Below are 17,599 nucleotides of genomic sequence, written 5' to 3' on the forward strand. Positions count from 1 at the left end.
GAGCACAACTTGCCGCACCTCCCGATGGCCGATGTTCCCAACCGCCTGCTCGACGCCTTGCCCAACCGAGAACGGCCTCGATTGCTGGATCGCTTCGAGTCCGTCGACCTGGTCTTCGGACAATGTCTGCTTCAGCCGGGCGACCGCATCAACGACGTCTACTTCCCCAGCGGGGGCTATATCTCCCTGATCCTGCCGCAGACGCGCGGCGCTTCGCTGGAAGTGGGGCTGGTCGGCAATGAAGGGATGTGGAGCGTCGACGTTCCATTGGGCGCCGATACCTCGCAGCTCCGCGCAGTCGTGCAGGGAGCAGGGTCCGCGTTGCGCATGAAAGCGGATTTGTTCCGACGGGAACTGGACGCCAGCGCCGCGCTGCGCGACCTGATCAGCCGATATACCGTCGTCATCCTGCAGCAACTCGCCCAGGCCGCGGCCTGCATGCATTCCCATGTGCTCGAGGGCAGGCTTGCGCGCTGGTTGCTGATGACGCAAGACCGCGCGCACTCAGGCAGCTTTCACCTCACTCATGAATATCTGGCCTATATGCTAGGTGTGCGAAGGGTCGGCGTGACGGTGGCTGCCTCGGCCCTGCAGCATCGCAAGCTGATCGCGTATCGCCGCGGAAATATCGAGATCTTGAACAGGCCAGGCCTGGAGCAGGCGGCGTGCGATTGCTACGCCGCAGACCAGTTCAGCTATGGCCAACTCACGAGGTGGCCCCATTAAGATCCGGAGGGACAAAATTGGTTCATTGATTTTGTTGGCCGACTGCCATCCAAAACGGAAGCGCGACATCCGTTAGTTGCGCCTTGGGGGAACCCCTCGCCACGCTTGAACGGGAGAGTTTTGCGCTTCGGGGCCGTCGTCTCAGTGGGCCGGCTCGCTTGAGTGCGTCTTGAACCATCCCAGCGCGTCTAGCAGTTGTCGGCTCAGATCCGCCGCTTGGTCCCTGTCGAGAACGAAAACGAAGATGTTCGGCGCCGCCGCCGGTGCGTCGACTGTCAAGGGGGTGTGCTGGAGGCGCATGATGATTGCGTTAAGTGTTCCGTCCAATACTCCGATGTCGAAACCGACGGCGCGGCCTATGTTGGTGTCCGGATTTTTCTTCATGAGTGTCTCCGGAGTGGTCCCCGCGAATACTCACGTTAGCACTCCGCACACCGACAAGGAATAGTCATCCTGCGCCGGGCCAGGTAGCCCGAGCAGTGTGGGTTGAGGACCCCGCGCGTCCTGTGCGAAGCGGGTCTTCGCCCTTCAGTTTAAGCGCCCCGGTTCGCCCAGACGGCATTCAATCGCCAGTACTACGGTCCCATCAGGCCTTTCATGCTTACAGGGATGAAACCTGTAATGCTGCTCGATGAGATGGGTGATCCCGCTAGCGCTTACGGCGACGAGTTTCATAGCCGGGTTTGTGTGGATTGTCGCCATGACGCAGCTCCATTGAAAGGATGTTGAGCATCTTTTCTCCTCATTGCCTCATTCGCGCGGTATCGAGGACCGCGTGCAATTCCCTTAAAGCCACCACACACTACGCACCCTCTGGGTGCGGTCGTCTCTTTGATTTTTTTTGGATTTTTAGACATGTGTGAGACACGTGTGGGACATACATGAGACACGAATGAGACAACGTTGAGAAGCAAGCACGATGGCACCCTCGAACCCGGCTTATTTTGCCGTCTTTGGATGGGGCTCAATCAGGTTACGCCGTTGAAATGAGATAGAGAGATATTTGGTTCGTCTAGACCGGCTTAATCGCACTACACCTCGGGTGGCGAGCTTTTTTCCTTCCAATCCGACCCCGGAAAACTATGGTGTTTGTCCGATGCGAACGCAGTATATTCACTTGCACTGCACGGATCACGTGGCTGTTGAGACGCCCGCTCGCGGGTAAATTTCGATGGGGGCAGGCCATCGTCGGATGCCGGCCGGGGCGTTTACGGTGCGTTAATAGCATTTCGTTTGTTTGGCTGGTTCGAGTCACGCAAAACCCTGTTTCATTGACCGTAGTATCCATACTCGGAGACCACAATGAAAACCCGCGATACGTCTCATCTGGCAAGTCTTTCCCCGTTTGAACTGAAAGACGAGCTGATCAAATTGGCAGGAAGCGTCACCAACAGGCTGATGCTGAACGCCGGCAGGGGAAATCCGAACTTCCTCGCCACAATCCCCCGTCACGGTTTTTGGCAGCTTGGACTTTTTGCGATGGTCGAGTCCGAGCGGTCGTTTTCCTATCTTGCCGAAGGCGTGGGCGGGTTCCCGCGGCGGGCGGGCATCGAAGAACGCTTCGACCTGTTTGCGCGCAGCCACGCCGACGTTCCGGGCGTGAAATTCCTCGCGAGCGCCGTGTCATTCGTGCGGGACCAGCTTGGACTGGATGCAGGCGATTTTCTGTACGAAATGTGCGCCGGCATCCTGGCCTGCAGCTATCCCGTGCCGGATCGGATGCTGAAGCTGTCGGAAGAAATCGTGAAGCAGTACATCCGGAAAGAAATGATAGGCAGCCATCCGTTCGGCGGCGATTTCGACCTGTATGCCGTCGAGGGCGGCACGGCGGCCATGACCTACCTGTTCAACTCGATGAAGATCAACCACCTGTTGAAGGCGGGCGACGTCATTGCGTTGGGCAAGCCGATCTTCACGCCTTACATCGAAATCCCGGAGCTGTCGGAGTTCGGCCTGGCTGAGTTGGCCATCGACGCGGACGGCGCAAACGGCTGGCAATACCCGGAAAAGGAACTGGACAAGCTGCGCGACCCGAAGGTCAAGGCGTTTTTCCTGGTGAACCCCAGCAATCCGCCCTCGGTCAAGGTCAGCGACAAGAGTCTTGAATACCTGGCAAGCATCGTCAAGGACCGGCCCGATCTGATCCTGCTGACGGACGACGTGTATGGCACCTTCGCGGACAACTTTGTTTCGCTCTTTGCGATGTGCCCGCGCAACACGCTGCTTGTCTACTCGTACTCGAAGTACTTTGGCGCGACGGGCTGGCGCCTGGGCGTGATCGCCGCGGACAAATCCAATGTGTTTGACGAAAAGATTGCGCAGCTACCACAGGAAGAGCGCGATGGCTTGAACAAACGCTACGCATCGATCACCACCGAGCCGGAAAAGCTTCCCTTCATTGACCGCATCGTGGCGGACAGCCGCACCGTGGCGCTCAACCACACGGCGGGCCTGTCCACCCCCCAGCAGGTGCAGATGGTGCTGTTCTCGCTTTTTTCCCTCATGGATACCGCCGAAAACTACAAGAACGCCATGAAGCGGCTGATTCGCGGACGCAAGGCGGCGCTGTATCGCGGGATGGGTGCCGCGCCGGGTGAGGTGGATGAGAACGTGGTCGATTACTACACGCTGCTGGATGTGGAGCACATGAGCCGGGAGGTCGGCCCCGATTTCGTTAAATGGCTGCTGGCCTCGATCAAGCCGCACGAAATGCTGTTCAGGCTGGCCGAGGAGGCGGGCGTGGTTCTGCTGCCGGGCATGGGATTCGGGACGCAGCACCCGTCTGGCCGCGTGTCGCTTGCCAATCTGAATGAGCAGGACTACGTGAAGATCGGCCAGTGCGTGCGCAGGCTGCGCGATGAGTATCTGGAGCGGTACCGGCAACAGAATGGCGGCGCGGCCACGTCAAGTTGAAAGTGCCGGACCTGCATGACACGGAGCTTTCTATCAGGGCAGCGTCAAGGAGAGAGTCATGAGCTGGTTTGTTACTACGCTGAAAGCCTATCCCGAAATCGCCATCTTTCTGGCCTTGGGTATTGGCTATTGGGTCGGGGGCAAGAGCTACAAGGGATTCAGCCTTGGCGCCGTGACGTCGACCCTGCTGGTCGCGATTGTCATCGGCATTCTCGGGGTCAAGATCTCCCCCAACGTGAAGTCGGTGTTCTTCCTGATGTTCCTGTTTGCCGTCGGCTACGGGGTGGGTCCGCAGTTCGTGCGCGGCATTGCCAAGGATGGACTGCCGCAGGCGATCTTTGCAGTGATCATGGCGCTCCTGTCGTTGGGGGCCGCGGTCATCGCGGCGATGCTCGCGGGATACGACCTGGGGTCCGCGGCCGGGCTCTTCGCGGGCTCGCAAACCATCTCGGCTTCGATGGGCCTGGCAACCGATGCGATCAACCGCCTTGGACGAACGCCAGAGGAAACCCAGGCGCTGCTGGACGCGATGCCGATCGCCTACGCCGTCACGTACATCTTCGGCACGGTGGGCTCGGCGATCATCCTGGCGCAGATTGGCCCCAAAATGCTTGGCATCGACCTGGTGGCGGCATGCAAGGCGTATGAGCAGAAACTTGGGGCGGGGCAGGGCGCGGCGGACGCGACCCATTGGTACGAGTTCGAGGTCCGCGCGTACGCCATCGCGGACAACAGCCCATTCATCGGCAGGACCGTGGGGGAAATCGAGGCCGGCACGCCTGCCGGCGTCCGCGCGTTCGTGGAGCGGATACGGCGGGGCGGCAAGCTCATCGAAGCGGACCAGGCGACCGTCATCGAGGCCGGGGACATCGTCGCGGTGGGCGGCAAGCGCGACCAGATGATCGCGCGGCTGGGCCCCAGCGGCCGCGAAGTCGAAGACGCCGAACTGCTCGACATCAAGACGGAAGGCGTCGACATCTACGTCTCTAACAAGACCGTGGACGGCAAGCCGCTGGAGGAATTGGCGCATTGGCCCGGCGCGCGCGGGGTGTTTCTGAAAAAGATCCGGCGCGGCCCGACCGAGACCGCGATTCCCGTCCTGCCCAAGACCCAACTGTTCCGGGGCGATGTCATCACCGTTGTCGGCCGGACCCAGGACATCAATGCGGCTGCCAAGAACCTGGGTTACATCGACCGCCCCACGACAGTGACGGACGTTGCCTTTGTGTCGCTGGCCATCACCATCGGCGCCCTTCTCGGCGCCATCGTGATCAACGTCAGCGGCATCCCGCTCACGATTTCCACGGCGGGCGGCGCGCTGATCGCCGGCATCGTGTTCGGCTGGTTCCGTGCCATCCATCCCACGTTTGGCCGCATTCCCGAACCCACGTTGTGGTTCATGAATTCGGTGGGGCTGAACGTGTTCATCGCGGTCGTCGGCATTTCGGCGGGGCCGGGCTTTGTGGCCGGATTGCAAAAGCTGGGGATCAGTCTCTTTCTGTGGGGGATCTTCGCGACTACGATCCCGCTGGTGCTTGGCATGTTCATCGCCAAGTATGTCTTCCGCTTCGATCCCGCCTTGATTCTGGGCATATGCGCGGGTTCGCGCACCACCACCGCGGCGCTCGGCATGGTGTGCGAGACTGCCAAGAGCCAGGTGCCGGGGCTGGGATACACGGTGACCTACGCCGTCGGCAATACCTTGCTGACGATCTGGGGGATGGTGGTGATCATGATTCTTGCGTAAACACACTGCGAGCCCCGGCCGCGTGGCCAGTGGGGCTTGCGACAAACCATCCGGGGACTGCCATGGCGACCGAGACATACGAGGGGCAAAACCTTGACCATCTGTTCTCCATCTCGGCCGCAAGGCTGGACCGATGGCGCGAGCTGAACGCCAAGGCCCAGACCTGGGCCGCCGAAATGCGCAGCGGCAAGGGCGCGGGCGGGGCCGGCCCGGTGCAGGAGGCTTTGAACGCCCTGCGACCGATGGAGAGCTACTTTGCGTATCCCGGCGTGCAGTTGCTGCGCACGCTGGACGACCGGATCGCCGACGGCGACGCGATTGGGGCCGCACGACTGGTGCTGCGCATGAGCAATGCGCTGCTGTCGGGCACTTACCGCTATGACGAAGGTGAGTGGGATGCGGCCGAGGATTCCGCGTCGCAGGGGGCCGACCGCACCCCGCCCGGGTTGGCGGGAAGCCTGGAAAGGCGGCCGTACTTCGAGGCGCTGTTCGTCAGCCCGGCACCACTGGCCCGCACTGCGGCGATATCCCGCGAAATACGGGAACTGCGCCGGCACGACGACACGATGGTCTACGAGCCCGTCATGGTGGGCAGCGTCGAGGACGCGCTGCTGGCGACCATCCTCAACGGCAAGCTCGAGGCAGTGGTCATCTATGACGGCATTCCGATTCCATCCAAGCACGATGCGTCGCTGCTGCGCGATTACCTGTCCGTCTACCAGCATCTGGACGCTACGGTGGACTCGCCGCGCGAGATAGGCGTGAAGCTGGCGCGCATGATTGCCAACATCCGTCCGGAGCTGGACATCTATCTGCTCACCGACCGGAAGGTGGAGCAACTTGCGGGCGACCCCAGCGCGTCGGCGATACGCCGTGTCTTCTATGAGGTCGAGGAACCCATGGAGGTGCACCTGAACATCCTGGAAGGCGTGCGGGATCGACAATCCTCGCCGCATTTCGACAATCTCAAGCAATATGCCGCCAAACCGATCAGCACCTTTCATGCGCTGCCCATCGCCCGCGGCAAGTCGATCATCAAGTCGAACTGGATCCGCGACTTCGGCGAATTCTATGGGTTGAACCTGTTCCTGGCGGAAACGTCCGCCACGACCGGGGGCCTGGACAGCATGCTGGAGCCGACTGGCAACATCAAGGTGGCCCAGGAGAAGTTCGCGCGCGCGGTCGGCGCGGACCATGTGTTCTTCGTGACGAACGGCACTTCAACGTCGAACAAGATGGTTTACCAGGCAGTGACCAAACCGGGCGACATCGTGATCGTGGACCGAAACTGCCACAAATCGCACCACTACGGCATGGTGCTGTCCGGCGCGCAACCGCGCTACGTCGAGGCCTTCCCGATGACGGAATACTCGATGTACGGCGCGGTTCCTCTGCGCACCGTCAAGCAGGCGTTGCTGGACCTGAAGGCGGCGGGGCGCCTGGACAAGGTGGCCATGGTCACCCTCACCAACTGCACTTTCGATGGCCATATCTACAATACCCGGCGTGTCATGGCTGAATGCCTGGCCATCAAGCCGGACCTGATCTTCCTGTGGGACGAAGCGTGGTTCGGGTTTGCGCGCTGGTCCCCGTTCCTGCGCATGCGCACCGCGATGGGGGCGGCGGCGGCATTGCAGGCGTGGCGGGACGACCCGAAGGCGCAGGAGGCCTGGGATGCGCAGTGCCGGGAACTCGGGGAAGATCTGGACCCCAATGATCCACGCCTGCTGGACCGGAAGCTGACGCCCAACCCGAAGAAGATGCGGATACGGGTCTACGAAACGGACTCCGTGCACAAGTCGATGTCCAGCCTGCGGCAAGGGTCCATCGTCGCCGTGCGCGACGAAGATTACGAGCACCACGTGTCGGCGTTTCGCGAGGCCGTGTTCATCCATGCGTCGACGTCGCCCAATGCGCAGATCATCGCGTCGCTGGACGTTGCGCGCCGGCAAATGGAGCTGGAGGGATACGAGTTGGTCATGCGCGCCATCGAAGTCGCGCTGGCCATCCGCCGCGAAGTCGCGAATCATCCGCTGATCTCCAAATACTTCAGTGTGCTGGGCGCCGACAAGATGATTCCGGAGGAGTTTCGGGCGTCGGGTTTTAAGGACTTCCTTGCCCCCGGCACGAACTGGCTCACGGCCGCCAAGGCGCTCAAAGACGACGAATTCTGCCTCGACCCCACGCGGCTGACGCTGGTGTGCGGGACGGCCGGCTACGACGGCACTACGTTCAAGAACCTGCTGGCCTCGCGCTACAACATCCAGCTCAACAAGACGTCGCGCAACAGCGTGCTGCTGCAAAGCAATATCAACAACACGCGTAGCGACGTCGCGTCGCTTATCAAAGTGCTGCTGGAGATTTCCCAAGGAATAGAAGCGAGGTTGAAGGAGACAGGTGAAGCCGGTAGGACAGCTTTCGCAGAGAAAGTCGCAAGCCTGATGGACGATGTGCCGAATTTGCCCAACTTCAGCCGGTTTCACGACGGTTATCGCGACGATCCCGGCAGCATCACGCCCGAAGGCAACGTGCGCGCCGCCTTCTTCGCGGCCTACAACGAAGACGACTGCGAATACCTCCCCCTCGCCAGTCCGATACTTGACGAACGCTTGGTGGATGGGCCGGACTTGGTATCTGCAAATTTCGTGATTCCCTACCCTCCCGGGTTTCCCATCATGGTTCCGGGGCAGATCATCGACGCCCATACCATAGCGTTCATGCGTAAGCTCGACGTGAAGGAGATACATGGCTACAACGCGTCGCGGGGGATAAAGCTGATCAAAGCCATCCGTGACCGGAACGTCATCGTGGCCCCGCCCGGACTCATCGTCCCAGGCACGGGGGAATTCCGGGAGTAAACGGGCGCCGCAGCGCGATTTTTCCTTGCCGCGGGCCACAGCGCTACGCTGGAAATCCCGGGGCTCAAGCACCCAAGGAGCTTTTCATGAAAAGGTTCATTAATTCCTCCATGGCCTTCGCGCTCTTAGGCCCTTGCCTGTCCGCCACCGCCCAGAACGTCACGGCACTCAAAGGCCAGTCGCCCGAACTCACTCAGCAGGACATCGCCGCATGCCAAGCCCAATCCGGCAACACGGCGAGCGCGAGCTCCGATACGCCTCAGGCGGGTGGCCGTGCGCGCGGCGCCGCGGCCGGTGCCGCGGCAGGCGCCGCCGTCGCGGGTGCGCGTGGCCATCAGCACGAAGAGGCGTATGACCGCATGGGCGACGACACCAAACAGGCGTACCGGCAGAACCAGGCGAAAGACGCCGCCGCGGCGGGCATGGTGGTGGGCGGGTCGCGGCAGCGGCAGGATCGGCGGCAGGACAGGGCAAACCAGTCGCCGCAGGCCACGAACGCGTCTTCAGCGTATGCCGATTGCATGCAGCAGCGCGGGTATCAAGTGGTGCCCTGAACGGGTGATCAGAAGGACTCGATCGTGCGCTGCTCCATGCGCGCCGCGAAGCGCCGCTCTATCGAGCGAACTTTATGATGTCGTAAAGTCGTTCGCGTCCTCCTTCGTTTGGGACCAAATCTGAATTTAGCTGCTGCCCGCTTCCGAGCCAAAGCAGAAGTACACATTTTTTCCAGATGCACGAGTGCTAAGAGGTCTATTCCATCCGATCAATTGTTACCGCTTTCTCGGCAATTCGACTCTGTTGGTAGGCCGGGTTAGGCAGAATGTGCTCTACATATTGAATTAAGCCACGAGACGCAACTCGGTCGCGAGGGTTCGCATGACGAGAAAGCCACACTGTTGCCTCGCTTCGGAGGTGCTATGCCGTCCCGTCTTCTCGCCTTGGCGCTCTGCGCATTGTTGCCATTCGCAGCCGCAGACATATCCCTAGCCTCGGATGGGCCGTCCAAGGCAGATCCGCTGGCGCTTGCTTATAACGTCAAACCATGGACCGGTGACCTTGACGGGATGATCCAGCGCAGGCAGATTCGAGTGCTGGTGCCCTATAACAAAACGCTCTACTTTCTGGACAAAGGCGGCACCCAGCGCGGCATCATTGCGGACATGATGACGGCATTTGAGAACGACCTGAACGTCCAGCTGAAGAACAAGAGCGTTCGGGTCCATGTAGTCTTTCTGCCTACATCTCGGGAACGTCTGATCCCCGACTTGCTGGCAGGCAAAGGCGACATCATCGCCGCCAACCTGACGGTGACGGAAGAGCGTCAGAAGCAAGTTCATTTCAGCACGCCGCTGGCAACGGGCGTGCCCGAAATTATCGTCGCCGCGCCGGCTGCGCCGGAATTGAAGTCGCTGGACGATCTTGCCGGGCAAGAGCTGTTCCTCAATCCCGCCAGCAGCTATTACGACAGCGTCAAGAAGCTGAACGCTGAGCTGCAAGCCAGGGGACTCAAGTCCGCAATCATCCGCGACGCGCCCGGCGTGTTCGAAACCGACGATATTCTGGAAATGATCAGCGCTGACTTGGTGAATTACACCGTGTCGGACCGCTATTTGGCGAATTTCTGGAAGCAGATCTTTCCTCAGATACGGGTGTATGAAAACCTGGAGGTGGATTCTGGCAGTGACATCGCCTTTGCCTTCCGGAAGGACTCTCCCAAGCTTGCCGCCATGCTTAATCCCTTCATGGAAAAGAACCGCATTGGCACCTCATTTGGCAACCAGAAACTGACAAAGTACTTGAAGTCTGTGAAGTGGGTGATGGGCGCAACCGACCCCAAAGAGATCGATAAATTTCATCGCCTGGCGGAGTTCTTCCGTAAATACAGCGACCGGTACAGCATTGACTGGTTGTTGATGATGGCGCAGGGCTACCAAGAGTCGCGGCTGGATCAGCAGGCCAAGAGTGCGGTGGGTGCTGTGGGCGTGATGCAGATCATGCCTGCCACGGGGAAAGATCTGAAGGTGGGTGACATCCGGCGCGAAGAAGAGAACATCCATGGCGGCGTGAAATACATCCGTTTCATGATTGATCAGTACTACGCGAAGGAACCGATGACGGACCTGAACAAAGGTTTGTTCGCCTTGGCGGCGTACAACGCCGGACCAGGCCGGATCAGTCAGCTGCGCAAGGAGGCCGCTGCAAAAGGGCTGGACGCAAACGTCTGGTTCGATAACGTGGAGCGGGTCGCAGCTCAGCGCATAGGACGGGAAACGGTCCAATACGTCAGCAATATTTATAAGTACTACATTGCATATTCGTTAGTGCGGGCGCAGGGCGCCAGGGCGGAAAACTGAGCGAGAGAAACACAATGATGATGGCACGCCAGCGTGTGCATGGTCATGCCTTGATTGGTCATACGCAGGTCTGGTCGTTGATGTATTTATAAAGGTCGCGCTGCTTTTCCAGATGGGCCACGACGTTCTCGCGGCCAGTGCTGGCTGCCGAACGACACGACGGCGTCCTTGCCCCAGAGGTTGATGGTCTCGCCCAGAGTATGCGCCCACTTTTGCGCGCCACGCACCTTGGCGCCACACAGCGTCAGAATATTGTGCAAGGTGTGGTTCGCGTCTTCGGCCAGGTCGATGGCCTTGAACTGCGGGAAGTAGAACAGCATCTCGGCGGGAGCTTCCGTGCCATCAATGCAAAGCACGGCGCGTCCTGCTCTGACAATTCCCAACTCACAGCCGAGTGCCTCGAGACGTCCATGTCTCTTCCACACCGCCCGTACTGGAACGTCCCAAATCCTCGGGCGATGACTGTTGCGTTGGTCTAATCGCGCTTATCGCGAAGTTCGCCATTCTTCCTTCTGCTGGCCGTCCCTCTGCGCAGAAGAGGCGGAGATGCCCGCGTAATAGCAGGTGTTGCCGGCCAAAGCCAAAAGGCGAACTTCAACAAAAAAGGCGAACTTTACTCCCGCCCCCAGGGATTTCCCCAATCACATTCTTCTTGCGGAAAATCAATGCTCTATAGGACACTTTGTGTCATTAGGGCCGACACGGCGCAATCAAGGGGAATGGCATGAAGGTTTGGGGCAGATTGGCGGCGTTGACGCTGGCGGCAGGAATGGCGAGTAGCGCGTATGCGGCGTTTCCGGAGCGGCCGATCCGGCTGGTGGTGCCGTTCGGGGCGGGCGGTATCACCGATATCGTGGCGCGGCAGGTGGGCAAGGGCATGGGCGACGCGCTCGGGCAGGGGATCGTGATTGAAAACCGGCCGGGCGCGGGCGGCGTGATCGCGGCGCAGATGGCGGCTACGGCGCCCGCCGATGGGTATACGATTTTCATGGGCACGGTAGGCACGCAGGTCGTGAACCCGCTGATCTACAGCAAGTTGAGCTATGACGCGGACAAGTTCGCGCCCGTGGGCATGGTGTCGGGGTCGCCCTATGTGCTGGCGGTGCGGGCCGGTTTGCCGGCTGCGTCGTTCAGCGAATTCGTGGCGTATGCGAAGGCCAATCCGGCACGCTTGAATTTCGGGTCGGCCGGCAATGCCAGTTCGCCGCACCTGGGGCTGGAACTGCTGAAGCTGACGGCGGGCCTGGACATTGTCCATGTGCCGTTCAAAAGCGGCAGCGAAGCGGTCAATGCCGCCATCGGCGAACAGGTGGACGTGGTGATGGACGCAAGCCCGGTCATCATGCCGCATGTGGCGTCGGGCAAGCTGCGCGCGCTGGTGGTGGCGGCGGATAAGCGCCTGCCCTCGGCGCCCGCGGTGCCCGCCAGCCCCGAAGTGGGCGATGCGCAGTTGCAGATCAGTTCGTGGAACGCTTTTTTCGCGCCAGCCGGCACGCCGCCCGAGGTATTGGCTGCCTTGAGCGCGGCATTGCAGAAGACGCTGGCGTCGGCAGCATTGAAAGAGCGGCTGGCGGCTCAGGGCACGCAGCTGTACACCGGGACACCGGACGAGTATCAGCGCTTCATCGCGGCAGAGAAGGCCAAGTGGGCCCAGATCGTGAAGCGCGCCAACATCAAAATGGACTGATCGCATGACGCAGACGACGCATCCGCTGGCGGGCAAGCCGCTGGTCCTGGCCGACACGCTCCGCTCGGGCAATGCCTGGAAGATCCGATTGGCCTGCGGTTTCATGGGCCTGGCGCTTACGCGGCGCACGTTCGACATCGTTCAGGGCGACCTCGAGACCAACGCGTTCGCGCGTATCAATCCGTGGCGACAGGTGCCAGCCTTGTTGACGCCCGAAGGCGAATGGCTGGCCGAATCGCAGGCGATTCTGTGGTACCTGGCGCAGGGCACGCCGTGGCTGCCGCAGGACCGATTGGCGCAGGCGCAGGTCAGCAGCTGGCTTAGTTTTGAACAGACGCAGCATATGCATGCGTTCGCGCAGCCGCGGCTGCTGATTCACCTGCGCCAGACGGCGGCCGTGGATGATCCGGCGATGGTGGCCTGGCGCGCGATCGGCATGAAAGCCGCGGCGTTGATGGATGCGCATCTGGCTGGCCGCACCTATCTTGTGGGCGGCGCGCCGACGATCGCCGACGTGGCGCTGTATCCCTATACCAGCATGGCGGAGCAGGGCGGTTACGACCTGTCCGCCTTTACCCATATCACTGCCTGGCTGGCGCGCGTGCGCGCCTTGCCAGGATTTACGCCGTTGCTTGAAACGGCATGACGGAGACATGATGACCGATACGATGCACCTGGGAAAAGAAGAACTGATCGCGCGTGCGAAAGCCGAAATGCAGCGCCAGTTCGACACGCCGCAATGGAGCCTGCGCGAACGTCTGGCGCTGACCTGCCGCATTCTGTTCGACGGGGGCCATGATTCCGGGTTGGCCGGCCAGATCACGGCGCGCGCGGCTGAGCCGGGCCGGTACTACACGCAGCGGCTGGGCTTGGGGTTCGATGAGATCACCGCCAGCAACCTGCTGGTGGTGGATGAGGATTTGCGCGTGCAGGAAGGCGGCGGCATGCCCAATCCGGCCAACCGTTTTCATTCCTGGATCTACCGCGCGCGGCCGGATGTGAACTGCATCATCCACACGCATCCGTTGCATTCGGCGTCGCTGTCCATGCTGGAAGTGCCGTTGGAAATCTCGCACATGGACAATTGCCCGCTGTATGGCGACGTGGCGTTTCTGAAGGATTGGCCGGGCGTGCCGGTGGGCAACGAGGAAGGCGAGATCATTTCGGCGGCGCTGGGCGACAAGCGCGCCATCCTGTTGTCGCATCACGGCATGCTGATCGCCGCGGGTTCCGTAGAGGAAGCCTGCGTGCTGGCCTTGCAGTTTGAGCGGGCCGCGCGCATGCAGCTGCTGGCGATGGCTGCCGGCCAGATTCAACCCATCCCGCCGGCGCTGGGCCGCGAGGCGCATGATTGGATCCTGACGCCCAAGCGTTCCCAGGTGGGCTTTTCGTATTACGCCCGGCGCGCGCTGCGCACGCACGTCGACGTGCTGGGCTGAAGCGGCAGGGACGGGCCAGGCGGGGCGGCTCGACGGCGGGGCCGGTTTCGGGCATGCTTACCGGTCGGATTTTTGACCCTTTGCCCATGATCGATCTGCCCCACCGCCTGCGTACCCTGCGTCGCCAGCAATCCTTGTCCCTGGAACAGCTGGCGCAACGCACGGGCCTGACCAAAAGCTACCTGTCCAAGCTGGAACGGGGCTTGAGCGAACCGTCTATCTCGACCGTGCTGCGGCTGGCCGAAGCTTACGGTGTCGGGGTGTCCCAATTGGTGGGGACGGATGACACGGCCCAGGATGAGGTGGTCAGCGTGGTGCGCGTGGCGGACCGCGAGGCCCTGCAGCGTGGCGGGCTGGGCAGCGAATATCATTATGAATCGCTGGCCGGGCGCCGCAAGGTCAAGGCAATGGAACCCTTCGTGGTGCATCCGCCGCGCGACTTTCCAGATGCCACGGCGGTGTTTCCGCATCCGGGCGAAGAATTCCTGCTGGTGCTGAAGGGCGCGATCGAAGTCCACGTGGGCGAACGTCAGTTTCGCCTTGAAACCGGGGATTCGGTCTATTTCGACTCCGAACTGCCGCACCGCATGCGCACCGTCAGCCGGGCCATGGCCGAGGTGCTGGTGGTGGCTGCGCATTAAGCGCCGCCGGCCGGCGACCCCATAACGATATTGATAGGTGCCCCATGAAACATGACCAGTCGCGGCTTGTCCGCATCGATGCCGGCCCACTGAAAGATCCGGTGCCCGGCAAACCGCGCCGTCCGATTTCCGGCGACGCGGCGTTCCTGACCGTGACCGCGTTTGAAGGCAATGCGGGCAAGGCCGAGGCCGGTGTATGGGAAAGCACGGCGGGCGTCTTCCAGTCGAACACGACCGGCTACATCGAATTCGGTTACATCGTCGAAGGCTCGGCCCGCCTGGTGGACCCGGACGGCACCGTGCACGAACTGACGGTGGGCGAGGCTTTCGTCATGCCGGAGGGCTATACCGGCCGCTGGGAAGTGGATCAGTTCGTCAAGAAAATCTACTTCATCACGCGCATGGGCTGATGCCCGGATGCGATAACGGCCTGCGGCCCTAGGGCTGCGGCCGCTGCGGATAGGCCGACGTGCCGAAGGTGTTGCCCATGCGGTTGCCGATGGTGGCTGGCGTGGGCAGGCCCATCTGGTTGGGCGGGCGCTGGGTGATTGCCTCCGATTCCAGTCCCGGGGCCGGGCGCTGCGAGGCGTCGGGCGCCATCTTCTGGTTCAGGCAGTCGTAGGACAGCGCCCGATAACCATTCACCTCTGTTTCGATGCACGCGCTGTTGGGCGCGGCGGGTTTTTGCGCGTGAGGCGCGGGGGCCGCGGGCGCCTGCGCTTCGGCGGCCGACAGCGGCGGCCCGGCCAGCGCGGCGGACAGCAACAGCAGGACAATGCGGCCAGTGGACCGGGGCACCATGCGCATGCGCGCTCCTTATGCAATGCCGGCGAATCGTGGCCAGCGTGATCGGTAAAGTATAGGGAGCGCGCGCGCCGCGTAGGTGACCGTTGCGTGTCGGATGCCGGGGCGCGGCGGCGTAGGTGTCACGAATGCGTCATTCAGCCCCTCTAGCATGGCGGCTTTTGTTAGGGCGGGCGCCCAGGCGCCTGGTGCGGCGGCCATGTCAGGCAATTCCCCCTTGCGGTCACGTTCATGAGCGGCGCGTTCAAGGGCTGCGGCATGGCGCTGCGCGCCTGTCTGGCCTTGGGCCTGTTCACGCTGGCCGCGGCGCACGCGGAGCCGCCGACGCAGCCCGTCGCGTTTGCGATCAAGGCCCAGCCCTTGGCGCAGGCGCTGGTCGAGTACAGCCTGGCCAGCGGGCTGACCGTGCTGGTGGACAGCACGTTGACCGCCGGCCGGCAGGCGCCGGCCGTGATTGGCAACTACACGCCAGGCGATGCGCTGCGCAGATTGCTGGCAGGGTCGCCGCTGGCGATCCGCTATGCCAGCGCGCAGTCGTTCACGCTGGTCTCCACCGAGCAAGAGGCCGCTGCCGCGCCGCGATCAGGCAAGCGATTGCGCGACACACCCTATGCTGCCGTGGTGCAGGGGGCGTTAAAACGCGCCCTGTGCAAGGCGGTGGGCACGCAGCCGGGTAGTTATCGAGCCTTGGTGCAATTGTGGTTCGACAAGGGCTGGCGGGTCAGCCGCGTCGGGTGGGTGGCCACGACCGGGGCGCCGGCGCTGGACGGCCGGCTGGAAGCCGCATTGCGTGGGGTGGTGATCGGCCCCTTGCCGGCGGGCATGCCGCAACCGTTGACCGTCCTGCTGACGCCCCGCAGCACGGCAGAGTGCGCGGAATTGCCCGGAGCCGGCCGTGCGGGATAACAAACCGGAAACCTCGCTGCGCTCGCTGTTCCTGGAACGCTATAACGACTTCCGCAATCAGCTCAAGCGGCGGCTGGGGTCGGAAGACCTGGCGCATGACGCCATGCAGGAAGCCTTTTTGAAGGTCAATGATCTGCCTGCCAGTTCGTCGATTCAGCAGCCGGCGGCCTATCTGTTCCGCGTGGCGTTGAACATCGCCGAAGACCAACGGCGCAGGGATTCCCGTTTATTGACGGGGGTGGAGATCAGCGAACTGATCCACATCACCGACGAGGCCGCGGACCCCGCGCGCATCGCGCAGGGCCGCAGCCAGGTCGACGCCTTCCAGCGCGCGCTGCGAAAACTGCCCGAACGCACGCAGCAGATGCTGCTTGCCGCGCGCGTGCACGAGCTGCCCCACGCAGAGATTGCGCGGCGCTACGGTGTGTCGGAACGCATCGTGTCCAAAGAACTCAAACGCGCGCTGGAACATTGCGCGCGGGAACTGCGCGTGGCCAGTGCGGGGGCGGGGGAATTGCCCGGCCGCGCCGCGGGCAAAGATGAAGAACCATGGCACTGACGATGAGCCTGCCCGGAAACAACAAGGACCACGAGGTGGCGGCGCGCGAAGCGCGGACCTGGCTGCTGACGCTGACGTCCGGCCGCGCCACCGAGGCCGATGCCGAGGCATTCCGGGAATGGCTGCGCGCCGACCCGCGGCGCCAGGCGGCCTTTGCCGCCCAGAAGCAGCTATGGCGTGATGTGGGGCCTGCGGTGCAGGCCGTCGTGGCGGAGGACGCCCGCAACCGGGCGCGAAAATCCCTCGTGACCGGCCGGCGGGCGTTCCTGGGAGGCGCCTTGGCGGCGTCCGCGGCCTATCTGGCCTTCAAGCCGCCCTTGGGGTTGTGGCCGGGGCTGGACGTGCTGGGGGCGGACTACCGCACGGCGGCGGGCGAGCAGCGGCGGGTGGCGTTGGGCAACGCGGTGGACGTCCAGATGAATACGCAGACACGCATCAATGTCAGTCGCGACGGCGACGGCGCCGTCATTGAGCTGGCCGACGGCGAGGCCGAGATCCGCAGCGGGCCGGCGGCCGCCGTGGTGGTCGCGGGGAAAGGCCGGATCACGGCGAAGGACGCGCTGTTCAACGTCCGGTACATCGACGGCGAAGCGCGGCTGTGCTGCCTGTCGGGCGTGGTGCGGCTGGCGCATGAGCAAGGGGTATTCGACATCGTGGCCAACCGCGAACTGCGCTACGACGACCGGCGGGTGATGCCGCCGGTTCAGGTCGATCCGGCCATCGTGACCGCGTGGCGGCAGGGGTGGCTGGTGTTCGACCAGCAGCCGCTGGCGCAAGTGGTGGACGAATTGAACCGCTACCGCCGCGGCCGCCTGGTGCTGATGAACGACCAATTGGGCAAGCGGCTGGTGCAGGCGCGCTTTTCGCTGGCACAGGTGGCCGACGCGGAACGCCTGATTCGCGACGCCTACGGCGCCCGCGTGACGCGTCTGCCGGCCGGTGTCGTCGTGCTGTCTTAGGCGGGT

At 62.5% G+C, this 17,599-nt stretch carries 17 protein-coding genes; 14 read left to right on the top strand and 3 right to left on the bottom strand.

The window, feature by feature from the left end; genetic code table 11:
- Positions 1-9 precede the first annotated feature (9 nt).
- The gene (locus tag CQ050_RS16635) at positions 10-726 is read left to right on the top strand and encodes a Crp/Fnr family transcriptional regulator (protein WP_233214109.1); all 717 of its coding nucleotides are present in this window, start codon (positions 10-12) and stop codon (positions 724-726) included.
- A gap of 141 nt (positions 727-867) precedes the next feature.
- On the opposite strand, the gene CQ050_RS16640 is transcribed toward CQ050_RS16635, so the two are convergent.
- Positions 868-1,110, bottom strand: coding sequence for a hypothetical protein (locus CQ050_RS16640; protein ID WP_105557926.1), 243 nt, complete (start codon positions 1,108-1,110; stop codon positions 868-870).
- Between the two features lie 918 nt (positions 1,111-2,028).
- Between CQ050_RS16640 and CQ050_RS16645 the strand changes: the two genes are divergently transcribed.
- From CQ050_RS16645 to CQ050_RS16665, 5 genes are all read left to right on the top strand, one after another.
- Positions 2,029-3,639: a bifunctional aspartate transaminase/aspartate 4-decarboxylase gene (locus CQ050_RS16645; RefSeq protein ID WP_105557927.1), complete on the top strand. Its 1,611-nt coding sequence runs from the start codon at positions 2,029-2,031 to the stop codon at positions 3,637-3,639.
- A gap of 58 nt (positions 3,640-3,697) precedes the next feature.
- Positions 3,698-5,386: an aspartate-alanine antiporter gene (aspT, locus tag CQ050_RS16650; RefSeq protein ID WP_105557928.1), complete on the top strand. Its 1,689-nt coding sequence runs from the start codon at positions 3,698-3,700 to the stop codon at positions 5,384-5,386.
- Between the two features lie 29 nt (positions 5,387-5,415).
- Positions 5,416-8,244, top strand: a complete 2,829-nt coding sequence (locus CQ050_RS16655) for a beta-eliminating lyase-related protein (RefSeq protein ID WP_233214110.1) — start codon at positions 5,416-5,418, stop codon at positions 8,242-8,244.
- 86 nt (positions 8,245-8,330) lie between these two features.
- Positions 8,331-8,798, top strand: coding sequence for a hypothetical protein (locus CQ050_RS16660; RefSeq protein WP_199196842.1), 468 nt, complete (start codon positions 8,331-8,333; stop codon positions 8,796-8,798).
- Positions 8,799-9,161: 363 nt separating this feature from the next.
- Positions 9,162-10,598: a transporter substrate-binding domain-containing protein gene (locus CQ050_RS16665; protein ID WP_105557930.1), complete on the top strand. Its 1,437-nt coding sequence runs from the start codon at positions 9,162-9,164 to the stop codon at positions 10,596-10,598.
- An 86-nt stretch (positions 10,599-10,684) separates the two neighbouring features.
- Here the strand turns inward: CQ050_RS16665 and CQ050_RS16670 are convergent, their stop codons facing one another.
- Positions 10,685-10,954 carry a hypothetical protein gene (locus CQ050_RS16670; RefSeq protein ID WP_199196843.1) on the bottom strand — a complete coding sequence of 90 codons (270 nt, stop codon included), beginning with the start codon at positions 10,952-10,954 and terminating at the stop codon, positions 10,685-10,687.
- 368 nt (positions 10,955-11,322) lie between these two features.
- Here CQ050_RS16670 and CQ050_RS16675 point away from each other — a divergent pair, with 368 nt between their 5' ends.
- The 5 genes from CQ050_RS16675 to CQ050_RS16695 all read left to right on the top strand — a co-directional run bounded on the left by CQ050_RS16675 (position 11,323) and on the right by CQ050_RS16695 (position 14,775).
- Positions 11,323-12,285: a tripartite tricarboxylate transporter substrate binding protein gene (locus CQ050_RS16675; RefSeq protein ID WP_105557931.1), complete on the top strand. Its 963-nt coding sequence runs from the start codon at positions 11,323-11,325 to the stop codon at positions 12,283-12,285.
- Positions 12,286-12,289: 4 nt separating this feature from the next.
- Complete coding sequence (locus tag CQ050_RS16680) at positions 12,290-12,931, top strand: glutathione S-transferase family protein (protein ID WP_105557932.1); 642 nt, start codon at positions 12,290-12,292, stop codon at positions 12,929-12,931.
- 10 nt (positions 12,932-12,941) lie between these two features.
- Entirely contained in the window at positions 12,942-13,724 is a 783-nt protein-coding gene (locus CQ050_RS16685) for an aldolase (protein ID WP_105557933.1), read from the top strand.
- An 86-nt stretch (positions 13,725-13,810) separates the two neighbouring features.
- Positions 13,811-14,365: a helix-turn-helix domain-containing protein gene (locus tag CQ050_RS16690; protein ID WP_105557934.1), complete on the top strand. Its 555-nt coding sequence runs from the start codon at positions 13,811-13,813 to the stop codon at positions 14,363-14,365.
- A 44-nt stretch (positions 14,366-14,409) separates the two neighbouring features.
- Positions 14,410-14,775 (top strand): cupin domain-containing protein, encoded by a 366-nt coding sequence (locus CQ050_RS16695; RefSeq protein WP_105557935.1) that lies wholly within the window; start codon positions 14,410-14,412, stop codon positions 14,773-14,775.
- Between the two features lie 28 nt (positions 14,776-14,803).
- Here the strand turns inward: CQ050_RS16695 and CQ050_RS16700 are convergent, their stop codons facing one another.
- A complete protein-coding gene (locus CQ050_RS16700) occupies positions 14,804-15,172 on the bottom strand; it encodes a hypothetical protein (RefSeq protein ID WP_105557936.1) in 369 nt (122 codons plus the stop codon).
- Between the two features lie 228 nt (positions 15,173-15,400).
- Between CQ050_RS16700 and CQ050_RS16705 the strand changes: the two genes are divergently transcribed.
- Genes CQ050_RS16705 through CQ050_RS16715 form a run of 3 tightly spaced genes read left to right on the top strand, consistent with a single transcriptional unit; the run spans position 15,401 to position 17,593 of the window.
- Positions 15,401-16,075 carry an STN domain-containing protein gene (locus CQ050_RS16705; RefSeq protein WP_105557937.1) on the top strand — a complete coding sequence of 225 codons (675 nt, stop codon included), beginning with the start codon at positions 15,401-15,403 and terminating at the stop codon, positions 16,073-16,075.
- Entirely contained in the window at positions 16,065-16,634 is a 570-nt protein-coding gene (locus tag CQ050_RS16710) for an RNA polymerase sigma factor (protein WP_105557938.1), read from the top strand. The genes CQ050_RS16705 and CQ050_RS16710 overlap by 11 nt, the downstream gene beginning before the upstream one ends.
- Positions 16,625-17,593, top strand: coding sequence for a FecR domain-containing protein (locus CQ050_RS16715; protein ID WP_105557939.1), 969 nt, complete (start codon positions 16,625-16,627; stop codon positions 17,591-17,593). Before CQ050_RS16710 ends, CQ050_RS16715 begins: the two co-directional genes overlap by 10 nt.
- Positions 17,594-17,599 lie beyond the last annotated feature (6 nt).

It is taken from the genome of Achromobacter sp. MYb9, assembly GCF_002975275.1.
Taxonomy (GTDB): Bacteria; Pseudomonadota; Gammaproteobacteria; order Burkholderiales; family Burkholderiaceae_B; genus Achromobacter.

Excerpts from the sequence above, each read along its gene's own strand:
- CQ050_RS16665 (WP_105557930.1), top strand. The coding sequence starts at position 9,162 with ATGCCGTCCCGTCTTCTCGCCTTGGCGCTCTGCGCATTGTTGCCATTC.
- CQ050_RS16640 (WP_105557926.1), bottom strand. The coding sequence starts at position 1,110 with ATGAAGAAAAATCCGGACACCAACATAGGCCGCGCCGTCGGTTTCGAC.
- CQ050_RS16715 (WP_105557939.1), top strand. The coding sequence starts at position 16,625 with ATGGCACTGACGATGAGCCTGCCCGGAAACAACAAGGACCACGAGGTG.
- aspT (WP_105557928.1), top strand. The coding sequence starts at position 3,698 with ATGAGCTGGTTTGTTACTACGCTGAAAGCCTATCCCGAAATCGCCATC.
- CQ050_RS16700 (WP_105557936.1), bottom strand. The coding sequence starts at position 15,172 with ATGCGCATGGTGCCCCGGTCCACTGGCCGCATTGTCCTGCTGTTGCTG.
- CQ050_RS16680 (WP_105557932.1), top strand. The coding sequence starts at position 12,290 with ATGACGCAGACGACGCATCCGCTGGCGGGCAAGCCGCTGGTCCTGGCC.
- CQ050_RS16645 (WP_105557927.1), top strand. The coding sequence starts at position 2,029 with ATGAAAACCCGCGATACGTCTCATCTGGCAAGTCTTTCCCCGTTTGAA.
- CQ050_RS16660 (WP_199196842.1), top strand. The coding sequence starts at position 8,331 with ATGAAAAGGTTCATTAATTCCTCCATGGCCTTCGCGCTCTTAGGCCCT.
- CQ050_RS16675 (WP_105557931.1), top strand. The coding sequence starts at position 11,323 with ATGAAGGTTTGGGGCAGATTGGCGGCGTTGACGCTGGCGGCAGGAATG.
- CQ050_RS16685 (WP_105557933.1), top strand. The coding sequence starts at position 12,942 with ATGACCGATACGATGCACCTGGGAAAAGAAGAACTGATCGCGCGTGCG.
- CQ050_RS16695 (WP_105557935.1), top strand. The coding sequence starts at position 14,410 with ATGAAACATGACCAGTCGCGGCTTGTCCGCATCGATGCCGGCCCACTG.
- CQ050_RS16705 (WP_105557937.1), top strand. The coding sequence starts at position 15,401 with ATGAGCGGCGCGTTCAAGGGCTGCGGCATGGCGCTGCGCGCCTGTCTG.
- CQ050_RS16690 (WP_105557934.1), top strand. The coding sequence starts at position 13,811 with ATGATCGATCTGCCCCACCGCCTGCGTACCCTGCGTCGCCAGCAATCC.